17 protein-coding genes and 1 tRNA gene are annotated in these 13,756 nt (G+C 71.7%); 8 read left to right on the top strand and 10 right to left on the bottom strand.

Features of this window, described 5'->3' with window-relative positions; translation table 11 throughout:
* Positions 1-35 precede the first annotated feature (35 nt).
* Together ABZ267_RS14040 and ABZ267_RS14035 are read left to right on the top strand one after the other, a co-directional pair.
* On the top strand, positions 36-1,715 hold the full coding sequence (locus ABZ267_RS14040) for an alkaline phosphatase D family protein (protein ID WP_356752377.1): 1,680 nt from the start codon (positions 36-38) through the stop codon (positions 1,713-1,715).
* Positions 1,716-1,828: 113 nt separating this feature from the next.
* Entirely contained in the window at positions 1,829-2,275 is a 447-nt protein-coding gene (locus ABZ267_RS14035; RefSeq protein ID WP_356752316.1) for a DoxX family protein, read from the top strand.
* Positions 2,276-2,368: 93 nt separating this feature from the next.
* Here the strand turns inward: ABZ267_RS14035 and ABZ267_RS14030 are convergent, their stop codons facing one another.
* Positions 2,369-3,073 (bottom strand): superoxide dismutase family protein, encoded by a 705-nt coding sequence (locus tag ABZ267_RS14030; protein WP_356752314.1) that lies wholly within the window; start codon positions 3,071-3,073, stop codon positions 2,369-2,371.
* 198 nt (positions 3,074-3,271) lie between these two features.
* On the opposite strand from ABZ267_RS14030, the gene ABZ267_RS14025 reads away from it, so the two are divergent.
* Positions 3,272-4,063 carry a VTT domain-containing protein gene (locus ABZ267_RS14025; RefSeq protein WP_356752312.1) on the top strand — a complete coding sequence of 264 codons (792 nt, stop codon included), beginning with the start codon at positions 3,272-3,274 and terminating at the stop codon, positions 4,061-4,063.
* 12 nt (positions 4,064-4,075) lie between these two features.
* Here the strand turns inward: ABZ267_RS14025 and ABZ267_RS14020 are convergent, their stop codons facing one another.
* The 4 genes from ABZ267_RS14020 to ABZ267_RS14005 all read right to left on the bottom strand — a co-directional run bounded on the left by ABZ267_RS14020 (position 4,076) and on the right by ABZ267_RS14005 (position 6,576).
* Positions 4,076-4,315 (bottom strand): DUF2277 domain-containing protein, encoded by a 240-nt coding sequence (locus tag ABZ267_RS14020; protein ID WP_356752310.1) that lies wholly within the window; start codon positions 4,313-4,315, stop codon positions 4,076-4,078.
* A 50-nt stretch (positions 4,316-4,365) separates the two neighbouring features.
* Complete coding sequence (locus ABZ267_RS14015; RefSeq protein ID WP_356752308.1) at positions 4,366-5,748, bottom strand: DUF1254 domain-containing protein; 1,383 nt, start codon at positions 5,746-5,748, stop codon at positions 4,366-4,368.
* 1 nt (position 5,749) lies between these two features.
* Positions 5,750-6,196, bottom strand: coding sequence for a hypothetical protein (locus ABZ267_RS14010; protein WP_356752306.1), 447 nt, complete (start codon positions 6,194-6,196; stop codon positions 5,750-5,752).
* 146 nt (positions 6,197-6,342) lie between these two features.
* Positions 6,343-6,576 (bottom strand): hypothetical protein, encoded by a 234-nt coding sequence (locus tag ABZ267_RS14005; RefSeq protein WP_356752304.1) that lies wholly within the window; start codon positions 6,574-6,576, stop codon positions 6,343-6,345.
* A gap of 124 nt (positions 6,577-6,700) precedes the next feature.
* Between ABZ267_RS14005 and ABZ267_RS14000 the strand changes: the two genes are divergently transcribed.
* Positions 6,701-7,285, top strand: coding sequence for an SMI1/KNR4 family protein (locus ABZ267_RS14000; protein ID WP_356752302.1), 585 nt, complete (start codon positions 6,701-6,703; stop codon positions 7,283-7,285).
* A gap of 36 nt (positions 7,286-7,321) precedes the next feature.
* On the opposite strand, the gene ABZ267_RS13995 is transcribed toward ABZ267_RS14000, so the two are convergent.
* On the bottom strand, positions 7,322-7,963 hold the full coding sequence (locus ABZ267_RS13995; RefSeq protein ID WP_356752300.1) for a GNAT family N-acetyltransferase: 642 nt from the start codon (positions 7,961-7,963) through the stop codon (positions 7,322-7,324).
* A gap of 148 nt (positions 7,964-8,111) precedes the next feature.
* On the opposite strand from ABZ267_RS13995, the gene ABZ267_RS13990 reads away from it, so the two are divergent.
* Entirely contained in the window at positions 8,112-8,534 is a 423-nt protein-coding gene (locus ABZ267_RS13990; RefSeq protein ID WP_356363439.1) for a hypothetical protein, read from the top strand.
* A gap of 83 nt (positions 8,535-8,617) precedes the next feature.
* Here the strand turns inward: ABZ267_RS13990 and ABZ267_RS13985 are convergent, their stop codons facing one another.
* The 3 genes from ABZ267_RS13985 to ABZ267_RS13975 form a co-directional block, all read right to left on the bottom strand.
* Positions 8,618-9,019, bottom strand: coding sequence for a TraR/DksA C4-type zinc finger protein (locus ABZ267_RS13985; protein WP_356752297.1), 402 nt, complete (start codon positions 9,017-9,019; stop codon positions 8,618-8,620).
* A gap of 57 nt (positions 9,020-9,076) precedes the next feature.
* The gene (locus tag ABZ267_RS13980; RefSeq protein ID WP_356752295.1) at positions 9,077-9,322 is read right to left on the bottom strand and encodes a hypothetical protein; all 246 of its coding nucleotides are present in this window, start codon (positions 9,320-9,322) and stop codon (positions 9,077-9,079) included.
* 482 nt (positions 9,323-9,804) lie between these two features.
* A tRNA-Val gene (locus ABZ267_RS13975) sits at positions 9,805-9,879 on the bottom strand.
* Between the two features lie 278 nt (positions 9,880-10,157).
* Here ABZ267_RS13975 and ABZ267_RS13970 point away from each other — a divergent pair.
* The 3 genes from ABZ267_RS13970 to ABZ267_RS13960 all read left to right on the top strand — a co-directional run bounded on the left by ABZ267_RS13970 (position 10,158) and on the right by ABZ267_RS13960 (position 13,047).
* Complete coding sequence (locus tag ABZ267_RS13970; RefSeq protein WP_356752293.1) at positions 10,158-10,958, top strand: DUF4097 family beta strand repeat-containing protein; 801 nt, start codon at positions 10,158-10,160, stop codon at positions 10,956-10,958.
* 264 nt (positions 10,959-11,222) lie between these two features.
* A complete protein-coding gene (locus tag ABZ267_RS13965; RefSeq protein ID WP_356752375.1) occupies positions 11,223-12,527 on the top strand; it encodes a hypothetical protein in 1,305 nt (434 codons plus the stop codon).
* Between the two features lie 301 nt (positions 12,528-12,828).
* Positions 12,829-13,047 (top strand): zinc ribbon domain-containing protein, encoded by a 219-nt coding sequence (locus tag ABZ267_RS13960; RefSeq protein WP_029394866.1) that lies wholly within the window; start codon positions 12,829-12,831, stop codon positions 13,045-13,047.
* 41 nt (positions 13,048-13,088) lie between these two features.
* On the opposite strand, the gene ABZ267_RS13955 is transcribed toward ABZ267_RS13960, so the two are convergent.
* A complete protein-coding gene (locus ABZ267_RS13955; RefSeq protein ID WP_356752291.1) occupies positions 13,089-13,748 on the bottom strand; it encodes a class I SAM-dependent methyltransferase in 660 nt (219 codons plus the stop codon).
* Positions 13,749-13,756 lie beyond the last annotated feature (8 nt).

The raw sequence follows: 13,756 nt of genomic DNA, 5'->3' as shown, positions 1-13,756 counted from the left end.
GCCCATCCGTGACACAGGCGCTAGAAGGGCACGACATGGCCGAACTGCTGCTGGGGCCGCTGCTGCGGTACGTCGACTGGGAGTCCGGTTCCACCGCGACCGTCTGGGTCGAGGCGAGCCGTCCGTGCACGGTGGAGATCCGGTGCGCGGACGGTGCCTCGGGCTCGTCCGCGACCTTCGCGGTGGCCGGACACCACTACGCGCTGGTGGTCGTGGAAGGGCTGACACCCGGCACGACGACGGCGTACGAGGTGCTGCTCGGCGACCGGCGCGTGTGGCCGCCCAAGGACGCACGCCTTCCGCCGAGCACCATCACCACGCCTCCGGTGGGCGCGGCCGCGGCGGAAGGGCACGGCGTACGGATCTCGTTCGGCTCGTGCCGCTGGGCCGCGGCCCCGGGCGGCGGGAACGATCCGGTGGGCCCGGACGCGCTGGTCACCCTGGCCGCCCATCTCGCCGCCGACCCCGCCGCCGAACGGCCCGACGTCCTGCTCCTGATCGGCGACCAGGTGTACGCGGACGAGACGTCGACGGCGACGCAACGGAGGCTGGCGACACGGCGCGATCTGCGCGAGCCGCCGGGCACGGAGGTCGCGGACTACGAGGAGTACACCTGCCTGTACGACGAATCCTGGCGCGACCCCGAGGTGCGCTGGCTGCTCTCCACCGTGCCGAGCTGCATGATGTTCGACGATCACGACGTCATCGACGACTGGAACACCAGCGCCGCCTGGCAGGAGGACATGCGCGCCACGCCCTGGTGGCACGAGCGGATCGTGAGCGGGCTGATGTCGTACTGGGTCTACCAGCACCTCGGCAACCTCTCCCCCGCCGAGCTGGCGGCCGATCCGGTGTACGCCACGGTGACGGCCCTCCCCGACGGCACCGAGACGCTGCGGCGCTTCGCGGCGGAGACCGACGCGGATCCGGCCCGGACGCGCTGGAGTTACCAACGTGTTTTCGGCCGAGTACAACTGCTGATGGTGGACACCCGCGCGGCCCGCGTCCTGGCGGAGGAGCGCCGGGCGATGCTGGACGACGGTGAGGCCCGCTGGCTGCGCGAGCGCGTGCTGGAGGACCCCTCCGCGTACGACCATCTCCTGATCGGCAGTTCGCTGCCGTGGCTGCTGCCGCCGCTCGTCCACGACGTGGAGACCTGGGACGCGGCCCTGTGCGCGGGTGCTCGTGGTGGCCGCTGGGCGCGGATCGGCGAGAAGCTGCGCCGGGCGGCCGATCTGGAGCACTGGGCCGCGTTCCCGGAATCCTTCGGCCGGTTCACGGAGTTGCTCCGCCGCGTGGGGAGCGGTCCGGACGCTCCGGCGACGGTATGTGTGCTGTCCGGAGACGTGCACCACGCCTACATCGCCGAACCGCACTGGCCCGACTCCACTCCTGGCGGCGCCCCGGAATCCCACGTTCTCCAGCTGACGTGCTCGCCTGTGCACAACTCGGTCCCGCGCTCGATCCGGCTGGGCTTCCGCTTCGGCTGGAGCGGTGCGGGCCGGCGCCTCGGCCGGCTGCTGACCCGCCATGGGCGTACGGAACCGTCGCCGGTCACCTGGAGCAGAGCGGGCGGACCATGGTTCGGCAACCAGCTGATGACGTTGACCCTGGATGGCCGGAACTCTGCGCTGACATTGGTCCAGGCCAAGTCGGTCGGCGGCGACAACCAGCTCGTGAGTGTTCTTGAGCGTTCACTCACCCAGGAGACCTAGTCGACTTTCAGCCACGCGACAGAATGTTGAACTTGCAAGTACTAATGAGGTTTCCCTAACCTGAGGCGCTCAGTCGGTTCACGCCCCCACCCAGACCGAGGAGCCCACCCCCCATGACCCTTCACCTGAACAGAGCCCAGCCCTATGCGCTCGGCCTCTTCCGCTTCGTCGTCGGCCTGATCTTCGCCATCCACGGCGCCTCCAGCCTCTTCGGCGTGCTCGGCGGCCGCGATGTGACGGCCGGCACCTGGCCGGGCTGGTACGCCGCCCTGATCCAGCTGGTCTGCGGCACCCTGGTCGCGCTCGGCCTCGGCACCCGTATCGCCGCCTTCATCGCCTCCGGCTCGATGGCCTACGCGTACTTCGTGGTCCACCAGCCCGAGGCGCTCGCTCCGGTGGGCAACGGCGGCGAGACGTCGGCCCTCTTCTGCTGGGCGTTCCTGCTGCTGGTCTTCACCGGCCCGGGCGCGGTGGCCCTGGACCGCCTCTTCGGCTCGCGCACCGAGCACGCCCCGGCCGAGGACTCCCGCCACGAGCCCGCCACGCCGGTCTCGGTCTGAGGCTCGCGGGCCTGGCCCCGGACGGTACGGTGCCCCGCTCCCACGACCCGACGAGACGGTCGCGAGGGCGGGGCACCGCCGTACACCGTTGGCCTAGGACGAGAACGGCACCGTGAAGCAGGCCACCCGCTTGCCCGCGCCGCCCTGCGCGTCGTGCACGATCACCGACCGCGCCCCGCCGTCCCGGAACCCCCACTCGTGCCGGGCCTCCGCCTCACCGACGCCGTTCCGGTCGGTGCGGAAGTCCAGCCACACCTCGTTGACCGGGTCCGCGGTGGCGGAGGCGCGGTGCTGGTAGTGCGGCCCGGCCGAGGCGGGATCGGCCGCACAGGGCGAGGTGTGCACGTGCATCCCGTACGCACGGTTCGGGACGAGGCCGCGCAGCCGGGTGCCGACGCGGTGGCTGGTCCGGTCCGCGTACTGCGTGATCTCGATCCGCGCGGCGGCCGGTACGAGGACGGTGTCGTACGTCAGCGCGTCGGACGGGACGAAGGAGCCGGGCGGCGAGAACACCCCGTCGGCCCGCATCCAGAACCCGCCACTCCGCGAGGCACCGCCGACCGGGCCCGCTTCCGCCGTACCACCGGCGCCGGTGGTGTGGGCCGCGTGGCCTCCGCCGTCCGGAGCGGGCACGCCGTCCGGCCCGTCCGCCGCGCCGTGGGCGAGGGAGACGCCTCCGACGAGCATCACCAGGGCCGCCGCACCGACCAGGACCCTCCGCCGTACGCTCCCGGGCGCCCGCACCGACGAGACCTCTGCTGTCCCCGCTGTCTCCGCCATGCCTGCTGTCCTGTCCACCTGTGGCTCCTCGCTCGTGCCGGTCGCTTCGGCCTGCCTAACGCCCGTACCGCCGGCGAGGTGTACAGGACCCGCACAACATCACCCGACCCTGAGCCATCTGCGCGGAACCCTCACGCGTACGCTGTACAGCTGAACCTGCCGCCCATGCCGCTCCCCTGCGACGTCGCGGCGTTGACACGATCGGGGAGTCGACGGGTGCTTGAGAGTGTGGCCGCACTGACCAGCAGCCCATGGATCTACGTGGTGGTCGCGGCCTCGGTGCTCCTGGACGTCTTCCTCCCTCTGCTGCCCAGCGGTGTCCTCGTGATCACCGCCGCCACCGCGGCCGCCGCGGGCTCGACCGGCGTCAACGGTTCGGGCGACGCGACCGGTGAGGTGCCCTCGCTCGTCGTCCTCATCCTCTGCGCGGCCACCGCCTCGGTGCTCGGCGACCTCGTCGCCTACCGCCTCGCCTGGCGCGGCGGCGACCGGCTGGACCGGGCGATCGCACGCTCGCGCCGCCTCACCAAGGCGCAGGAACGTCTCGGCGCGGCGCTGAGCCGGGGCGGCGGGGCGCTGGTGATCATCGCCCGGTTCGCCCCTGCGGGCCGCTCGGTGGTCTCGCTCGGCGCGGGCGCCGCCCACCGCCGGAAGCGGGACTTCCTCCCCTGGTCCGCCGTGGCGGGCCTGGTCTGGGCGGGCTACAGCGTCGGGCTCGGCTACTTCGGCGGCCGGTGGCTCGGCTCGACCTGGTTCGGGACGGCCGTCTCGGTGCTGGCCCTGTTCATGGCGGGCGCGCTGGCGGCGTTCGTGGTGAAGCGCCCGAAGACGGCACCGGAGGCGGTGGCGGTTTCGGCGGAGGCACTGCAGGCATCCTCCGTACCGGCAGACGCATCCGGCTCCGCCGCCTCGGCCACCAGACCTCAGGCCGCGCCGGCCCCTGACGCGATTCCCGGCCGGCCGAACGGCCCCGCGCCGGTCACGTCACCGGCACCGGTCTCTCCCTGAGCCGTCACGCGCTCAGCTCTCGACGGCGCTCCGGGCGGCGGCCGAGCCCCGTATCTCCAGGCCGTCCAGCAACTTCATCGTGGCCTCGGTGATCTCGTCGACGGCACGGTCGAACACCTCCCGGTTGTGCGCGGCGGGCGCGCGGAAGCCGGACACCTTGCGTACGTACTGAAGGGCGGCGGCCCGCATGTCCTCCTCGGTGGCCTCTTCGGGGAGGGCGGGCGGGCGAAGGGTCTTGATGCTGCGGCACATGAGTCCAGTGTGGACCGCACCACTGACAACGGCCCGGCGTCGCGACCGGCTCAGCCCCTCCTCCCCTCCTCCCCTTCGACCCGCTCGATGACGGGGATCTCGTAACTTCCGTCGAGGACGGCGGCACCTGGCGTGTACATCCGCAGCATGGGCCGGAAGTCTCCGGCGGGCGCGGGGAGCCAGTTCGCCGCGTGGGCGAGGTCGGCGGGCCGGTCGTGGGAGAGGTGGAGAGTGAGCGAGCCGTCGTCGGCGTGGACGAGGCCGGACGTACGGTCTCCGATCGAGTAGCGGCGGGCCGTGTTGTCGACAAGGCGGTAATCCGGCGTGCTGTACATCGTCACCGACCAGAACGACTCCACGGGCGGCGGCTCCGGGAAGCGCAGGAGATAGGAGTGCGCCCCGTTCAGCTGCCGGCCCTCGCTGTCCTGGAAGGTCTGGGCGTACACCGCCTCGTACCCGTGGTTGCCCCACAGTCCGATCCGCGCGGCCACCGCGCGGGCCAGGTAGGAGGCGTTCCGGTCGGCGATGCGCCACTGCGGCGAGTCGATTGTGCCGACGCCGAAGTGGTCCAGGTTGTAGTCGAAGAGGTGCGGGTCCAGCTCCCAGCTCCCCGGCCTCCGCACCTCGCCGCCGCCCGTCCCGGCACGACTGACCCCCTCGACCCGGGCCCGCCCCCGCTCCAGCCCCTTGGCCAGCGCGTCGGCGAGTTCCGGGTCGGCGGCGACGTACGGCGAAGGCCCCTCCTCCAGCAGCCCGAGCGGCTGGAACCGGTCCTGGTACGCCTGGTCGGCCGAGGACGGCGGGAAGTCGGCCATCCACACCCGCAGCTCCTCGAAGAACCGCAGCTCCTCCGGTACGCCGGGCTCCGGCGCGGGCAGTCCGGTGGGGTGGGGCCTGCCGTCGAGCGGGGTGAGCGTGAGCCGCTCCTGGAGCGCTCGGACGCGTGGCAGGTCGCCGGGGCCGTCGCAGGCGTAGCGCCCGACGACGGTCACCACGGAGGTGGGTGCGTCGATGACCCCGCGCAGCCCGTCGGGGACGCTGCCGGCCCAGCCGGGCGGCACGATGAGCCACTCGCTCGCGCCGGTACCGGTGGCGCGCCGGCCGACGTACGCGAAGTTGTCCGTCCAGGCGTCGACGAACTGGAGCACGTAGTACGCGCCGCCGGTGTCGGGGACACGGAGGCGCAGCGGCCCGCCGGAGAGGTCGAGCTGGGCGATGGAGTAGACGGTGTCGTTGTTGACGGAGACGAACTCCGTACGGTGGTCGGCGAGGTGCTCGGAGTGGGCGAACCGGTTGAAGGGTTCGGCGGCCATCCCGCCGAACCCTTCACGGAGCGATCTCCCGACCATGGCGAGGTCGTACACCAGGGGGTATCCGTAGACGTACGCTTCGGCGGCGAGGTCCACGAGCTCCGTCCCCGCGCGGTCGGTCACCTCAGAGCACCGGCTTGGAGCGGTCGGTGCACAGGGCCCAGATGATGAAGACGTCGATGGCGATGGTGACGACGGCCCAGATCGGCGTGTACGGGAGCCACATGAAGTTGGCGATCAGGTTCAGCGACACGAGGACGATGCCCACGACCCGGGCCCAGGGCGCGCCCTTGAGGATGCTCAAGCCGACGAAGATCAGGAGCACGCCGAGGATCAGGTGGATCCAGCCCCATGCGGTGACGTTGAACTTGAAGACGTAGTCGTTGACGACCGTGTACACGTCGTTGGTGGCGATCCCCGCGATGCCCTTGATCACTCCGAGGACACCGTCGACGAAGAGCAGGAAACCCGCGAACAGCGTTCCGCCGCCGGCCCACGGATTACCGGCGTCGTCGCCGGGTGCGGCGGGGCGGGAGGTGCTGCCGGGCGTCGGTGCACTGGGCTGGGACATGAGAACTCCTCGGCCGGGCAGGCGCGCGCCTGCGATTTTGACCTGCGCTGATGGTGCGTGCAGATCAGCTCCGACGTTCCCTGCGACCGGCCCGGCCAGCCACTCGGACGCACCCGTTCGGGTGACGGCTCACGCGCACTCACCGGTTACGACTCAGTGGCCGGGCTCCAGGTGTCGAGGTCACCGCCGCGCCATTCGATCAGCCCCGGCCGGTCCAGCTCGACGGCCTCGTCCGGCCCCGGCGCGAACCCGGCGGCCCGCAACAACGCGGCCACCTCACCCCGCCCGTGCGCCAGCCCCACGATCTGCCCGTGCACGGTGACCCGCCGCGCTCCGGTCGCGGAGGGCGGGTAGACGATCACAGGCGGGTGGGCGGCCATGTCTCCACGGTGCCTTGGCGCTCGCGGGAGCGCATCCCGGGAGGACACGGCGGTGGTGGACCGGCGCCATCACGCCGCTCCGAAAAACGCCGAGCCTCTCGGCCGGAACGAGAGAGGATGAGCCATGGACCTGCGCATCCCTCGCCTGCGCCGCAAGCTGGCCGCCATCCCGCTCCAGCCGCTGCGCAGCCGCTCCTTCGGAGAAGAGCACCACATGTTCCGCTCCGGCCCGAAGCTGCCGGGAGCACGCGTCGCCGCGATCGAGGCCGAGCGCGGCATCGTCCTTCCCGATGCGTTTCGGCAGTTCGTCATGTACGTCGGCGGCTCGGGCGCGGCACCTTTCTACGGCCTCTTCCCGCTCGTGCGGTGTCGCCTGCTGGTCATGGAGCCGCTCGGAGAACCAGGAGCCCCCCGAGGCTTCGAACGAGCGGACGGAACGCCGGGCCCGAACGACCTCTTCCTGCACATCATCGAGATGGGCTGCACCGACGTCTGCGTCCTCGCGCTGACCGGCCCGCTGACCGGCCGCGTCCTCACCGGCAACAGCGACGGGCACTGGGGCCCCGACACCTCCCCCGCCACCGACTTCCTCGACTGGTACGAGAGTTGGCTCGACGGCATGAGCGACAGACGCACGGACAGAGCACTGGAACTCACCTCGCCCGGCTCTCCGCCCCCGTACCCGGCAATCACGGTCAGGGCCCGGTAGCCCCAGCCGACCGGGCAGCCGCCTGTCGCCCGTCTTCTACCGGCCGAGCAGCAACACCTCCGAGCCCACCGGCCGGAACCCGGCGGCCTGGAACGCCCTGATGCTGCGCGCGTTGCCCGCGGCCTGCTGCGACCAGAGAGGCTCTCCCTCGGGCACCAGGTGGCGGGCGGCGGTGGCCAGAGCCCGCCCGAGACCCCGGTGCCGGGCCTCCTCGTCCAGCTCGACGGCCACTTCCCAGCGCCCCGCCACCCCACGCCCGAGAACCAGCACCCCGCCGTCGACCGCCCACACCCGCACCCCGTCACGCCGCCTGCGGGCGCTGACCACCCGGGGATGAACGGGATCGGTGATCTCCCGCAGGTCCAGCGGAGGATCGCCGGGAAGAGCGGGCGCGACCGTGAGGAGGTCGATCGTGTCGGTGGTCCGGCCGGTCCGCTCCAGGAGCGCGTGCAGGAAGCGCGGGTGCATGGTGGCGGCCAGCGCGTCGCAGTCGAGGGACGCCAGGGTCGCGCGGACCCACGCGGGATCCTCGTCGGTGAACACCACCGAGTGCGCGGTGAAGGCGATCACCCCACTGTCCCGCCCACTCGGCGCCTCCACCACGGTGGTACGTCCGTCAGGCGCCGGAAACCGACCGCACGCGGCCCCGTCCAGGATCTCCGCGAGTGTCTGCCCCATACCTGTCCCTCTCCCCGCCCCTGCACGACTGCACGACTGCACCCACAGGAGCTGCCACCCATCATGGAGTACGTCCCGCGCCACGGTCCGCGGCGGGGGACGGGGACGTACGCGACCTGCGTCCATCGACAACTGGGGGAGGCGGCCGGTGATTGCTCAAGGGGTCAAGGTCACGGCGCGGTGCGACGAGTGCGGTGGTGTGCTGATACGGGACATGGGCCAGCGCATCGATCAGGGGCAGTTGTGGTGGGGTACGGACGGTTCCTGCTCCGCCTGCCCCAACGCCTGGTGCGAACAGGAAGCCTCCGGGGCAGCTCCTGAGGCGATCCGGCAGGCGTTACTCGCCGAATACGGCGCCGCCCGACTCCGCCTCGCGGAGCACGGTGCGAGCCTCGCCCCCGTACTGCGGGTCCTGCGGGAGGTGTTGGACCTGCCGCTCAGTGAGGCACGGGCGATGGCCGACACGCTCACGAGGACCGGCCTGCTCGGCACATGGGTCGAGATGGAGTTTTTCGCCGACGCGTTGCGACGCCGATCAGTGGCGACGACCGTCGAAACGGGGCTGACATGACGGTCGGAACGAGCCTGACACCGACCGGCCGTCGGCGCACCCCCACGGACCCGGCCGACACGCTCCCAGGCCCTACCGCACGCTCAACGGCGTCGCTCCGTACTGCCGTCCGCGCAGCCGACACAGGTCGTAGCCGCCGGCCGTACCTCCAGCCGAGCGGCCGGAATCGCCTCTCCGCACACCTCGCAGCGCCCGTAGCCGCCGCTCGCCAGCCTTTCCACGGCCAGGTCCAGCTCGGCCAGGTGCTCCCGCGCCTGCGCCAGCAGGGCGGCGACGTGGGCCCGCTCGAAGGCGGTGCTCGAACCCTCGGGGTCATGCTCGTCGTCGACGGCGACCAGGGCGTTCGCCTCGACGATCGCCTCGAAGTCACGGCTCAGCGCCGCCATGCGCTCGCTCGTGTCGGCGTGTTCCGCCACGAGCCGCTGCCATACCGCTTCCTGCTCGGACGGCGGGACATACGGATCACCACGGCTGTTCTCGGTCACCCACTCCACAACGCCGGGCCGGGAGCGCCCATTCCATGCCGCCCCTCGGCGGGTCCGCTACGAACCCTCGCTGAAGCGGACGGCCCAGGCGTAACCGCTCAAGGTGTCGTGCGGGACCTTCCGGACCTCTCTGACCTGGCAACCGTCGTGGGCGTACTTGAGCGCGAACCGGTCGAGAAGCTGCGCGTCGGTGAGTTCCTCCATGGACAGCGGCGCCCCGACCACGAGGTCCTCGTGGAGGACATCACCGGGTGCGGTGCCGTCCGAGCATGCCGAGCAGTGATGCGTTCTGGGTAGGGCCATACCGCCAGTGTGCGCCCTGCCCGGACACTCCGGTCACCATGGGAGGCCGCCCCCCGCGTGAGCACTGCGGAAACTCGTCCTCTGACGTCGTCGGAAGGGGGCCGGTGACGTCGTCGGAAGGGGGCCGGGCGGAGACCGCCGCTGCAACCGAGGCGCAGCGGCCGCCCGAAGCCGTGCCTGCCGGGTCTGGCCCGCTCCATCCGAAGCCGCCCTATCGGTTCACTCTGTTCCGGTCGGTGAGCGCCGGACGGCATCCAACCAGCACGTACACACCTGGGCCGACAGTTCGCACCCGGACGCGCCCTTGTGGCGCCCAGCTCTTCACAGCACGGTTTCGTTGAACGCCGCTCGGCGCTCAGGCGCCGGCCGGTTGGCCGACCTGATCACCAAGCCGAACGCTGATGACCGATCGCAACCACCTGCCGGAAGCAGACGCCGAAGGCCCTCAACCATGATCGGTTGAGGGCCTTCGTACTTCGCACTGGTGGGCGCGGACGGTTTCGAACCGCCGACATCTGCTTTGTAAGAGCAGCGCTCTACCCCTGAGCTACGCACCCGTGGATGAGGCAACAGCGTACATGGACCGGACCTCCCGCTCATAAACGGATCGGGAACCGCTCGGAGCGGCCCCGAACCGCAGGTACTGGTCGCGAGCGCTGGTCGCAAGCACCCGTCCGGAGGCGCGAGCGCCGGCCCCGGGCGGGGGTTAACCCCACCCCCGAGACGGTAGCCGTCCGGATGCCCCCGACCCGGCCCCGGTACATACGGTTTGCAGTACACCGGCAGCGACGGCCGGTGGCACCGTCCGGCTGTATCTCCTGGGGGACCGATCATCGTGGACATCCGTACCAGCGCACCGACTCGCACGCGCCGCAGGGCACCCGGCCGGCTGCTCGCCGTGGGGAGCGGGGCCACGCTGCTCGCGCTCGGTCTCGCCGGGTGCGGAAGCACCGACGTCGATGACGCGCCCGTGGAGCGCAAGTCGTTCGCGTTGCAGGGCAAGACGCTGACCATCGACGCCGAGGACTCGATCGTGACCCTCGTGCCGGCCGATGTGGACAAGGTCGAGGTCGAGCGGCAGGTCGACGGGTGGGTCGTGCTGGGGAGTGGGCCCGACCCCGTCTGGAAGATGGAGAACGACACCCTGACGCTCCGGGTGAAGTGCGACGCCATGATCAACAACTGTGCCGCGCGCCACGAGGTGAAGGTGCCCCGCGGCGTGACCGTGGCGGCCGAAGCGGACAACGGCCAGGTCACCGCGGCCGGGTTCGACACCCCGCTGCGGCTCTCCGCCGACAACGGCGACATCGTCGTACGGGACTCCGGCGGGCCGCTGGATCTCACGAGCGCCAACGGGTCGGTCCTCGCCGAGCGGATAGGCACCAAGTCCGTGGTCGCTCGCGCGGACAACGGCGAGATCCGGCTGGGGTTCAGCGGTGTGCCCGATCTAGTGGACACCGTCAGCGACAACGGGAGCATCGTCATCGATCTGCCGCAGGGCGGACAGAAGTACGCGGTGAACGCGAGCGCCGACAACGGCCAGGTCACCATCGGGGTGCCGCGCAGCGAGAGCAGCACCCATGTGGTGAAGGCCCGCAGCGACAACGGGGAGGTGAAGGTTCGAACGGCGAACTAGAACCGCGAACTATCGGGCCCGTGTGTTCGTCCTTACCTGGTGGGAGAATGTACCGACAGGGGCGGAACAGCACGGGAGAGGGATGTGACGGCGACACACACGCGGCCAGAGGCAGGAGCGGGTGGGAGTTCCGCCGTCGAGAGCGTTTCCGGTGCCCGGAACGGGGCCGGTGTCGAGGGCGGAGCCGGAGCCCGGTGTGAGGTCCAGGGGCGGCGAGCGCCTGGAAGACAGGCATGCCCGGCGGGCCAGGGACTCCGGGACGTTCTGGCCCTCGCGCTGCTGCCCGTGCCCCTGTTCGTCGCCACGCTGCCCGCCGCCTTCGCCGGGGGTGGGACGCGGCGGTGGTTCGGCGGGCGTGGGGAGAGCCAGCGTGCCGAGGCGCAGGCGGCCAGGGACGCGGCCGCCGAAGCCTTCTACGAGCTGGACACCGCCCAGCGTGACCTCAAGATCTCCATCGAGACGATCAACGCCGTCGACAACTCTCCGCGCGGCCGCAAGGCGGCGGAGGACTTCGCCGCACTGGGTCGGCGCATCGACGACGTCAGCCACGCCTACATCACCGCCGTCGACGCCCACGACCTGGACCGGGACGATCTGGAGCCCTCCGTCGCCGCCAGTGCCCGTACCGAGCTGACCCGGGCCAAGGACGATCTCGTACGGGTCAAGGGTGAGCTGGACCGGTTCGGGCAGGGGCTCGGGACGCTGCTGGGCAGTGCGGAGACCCAGCTCGCCCGGCTCGCCCCCGCTGTGGAGCGGGCCCGGCAGGCGCTGCTCGGGGCGAGCAACGCGCTCGATGCCGTACGGGCGGCGGGGCTGCGCGCCGATGAGCTCGCGGCCCGGCTCGCCGCCCTCGCCCCGGAGCTGACCAAGCTGAACCAGGGCGCGGGAAAGCACGGGGTAGCCGAGACGCTCCAGCGGGCCGATGTGGTCCTGCGCGACGCGGAGGCCCTGCGGGCGGAGGCGGAGCGGCTGCCGGAGCGGGCCGCCGAGATCGACCGGCGGCTGGTGTCGCTGCGGACCCGCGCCCAGGCCCTGACGACGCGGACGGGCTCGGTGGAGCCGGTCCTGAGCGAGCTGCGGCGGCGGTTCTCGGCCGCCTGCTGGCAGGACCTCCAGCCGGTGCCGGAGCAGGCCGCCGTCAACGTACGGCAGGCCGAGGAGAAGCTCGCGGAGGCGGCGAAGGCACGGGACGAGCAGCGCTGGGCGGATGCCACGTCCCGGCTCTCCACGGTCCGCGCCCTGCTCAACGCGGTCGACGAGGCGGTCTCCGCCGCCGGGGACCGGCTGCAGCGGCTGGACGCCGTGGCGAAGGACCCGCAGCAGGAGATCGAACGGACGCGGTTCGCCGTACGGGACGCGCAGCGCCTCGCCATGGCCGGCCGCCACACGCCCGATCCGCGGCACGCACGTCCGCTGGACGACTCCGTGGCGCGGCTCGACCGGGCCATCGCCGGTCTTGAGGGCCGCCACCCCGACTACTGGCACTTCCTGACCGAGACCGAGGCCGTACGGCAGACCGCGGCCCGGGTCGTCTCCGACATCCGCGAGGAGCGCGGCGCCGGGGCCTGAGCCCGCGCAGTCCCGGGTGGCCGGAGCCGTGCTTTTCCGAGCGGTCCGAGTCCGCGCTGCCTCGGGGGGCCGAAGGCACGCTGTTCGAAGGTGCCCGGAGCTATGCCGCGTACAGGGGCCCGCAGCCACGCCGCTCCAGGTGACCGTAGCCACGGGATCCCAAGTGGCCGCAGCCACGCCGCTCCAGGTGACCGTAGCCACGCGGTCCCAGGAGCCCGGAGCCACACCGCTCCAGGAGCCCGGAGCCACACCGCTTCAGGTGGCCGTAGCCGTCCGGCCGCGATGGCTCTAGCCTGAGGCCATGCCTCGCTATGAATTCCGCTGCCGCACCTGCGGAGACACGTTCGAACTCAGCCGTCCCATGGCCCAGTCCTCGGACCCGGCCTCCTGCCCGGCCGGCCACGACGACACGGTCAAGCTGCTCTCCGCCGTGGCCGTGGGCGGCGCCGCCGCGTCCGCACCCGCGCCGTCCAACGGCGGCGGGGGCGGAGGCTGCTGCGGCGGCGGTTGCTGCGGCTGAGCCCGACCGCGTAAACAGAGAAGGCAGAAGGAGGCCGCGCGCTACTTCCTGCGCGCGAGCGTCAGGCCGTCCGCGACCGTCAGCAGCACGCTGTCCATCCGGGCGTCGGCGGCCGCATGGTCGTTGAACTCCTTGATCGCCGCCGTCGACCCGGTGGCGTGCGGGTCCGTGACACCGCCGTGGAAGAGCACGTTGTCCACGGCGATGAGCCCGCCCTGCCGCATCCTGGGCACCAGCTCCTCCCAGTACGCGATGTAGCCGCCCTTGTCCGCGTCCAGGTAGGCGAAGTCGATGTGCGGCTCGGCGGGCATGGCGCTCAGGGTGTCCAGGGCCGGGGCGATGCGCAGGTCGATGCGGTCCGCGACGCCCGCCTTCTCCCAGGCCTCGCGCCCGTACGCCGTCCACTCCTCCGAGATGTCACAGGCGATCAGCGTGCCGTCGGCGGGCAGCGCCTGGGCCATCGCCAGAGCACTGAACCCGGTGAACGTGCCGACCTCCACCACGTGCCGCGCGCCCACCAGCCGGACGAGGAAGGCGAGCAGCGGGGCCTGCTCCTCGGCCGAGACCATGCCCGCGTGGTCGGGGAAGCGGGCGTGGGTGGTGTCCACCAGCTGCCGCTGGACCGGGTCCAGCGGCGGGTTGTGGGCCAGCATGTACGCGTACAGCTCGGGAGTGATCGTGGTCTCGTTGCCCTTGGTCATGGCTCCAG

The sequence above is a fragment of the Streptomyces sp. NPDC006174 genome, from assembly GCF_040614075.1.
Classification (GTDB): domain Bacteria; phylum Actinomycetota; class Actinomycetes; order Streptomycetales; family Streptomycetaceae; genus Streptomyces.
This window is presented reverse-complemented; position numbering and strand designations above follow the sequence as displayed.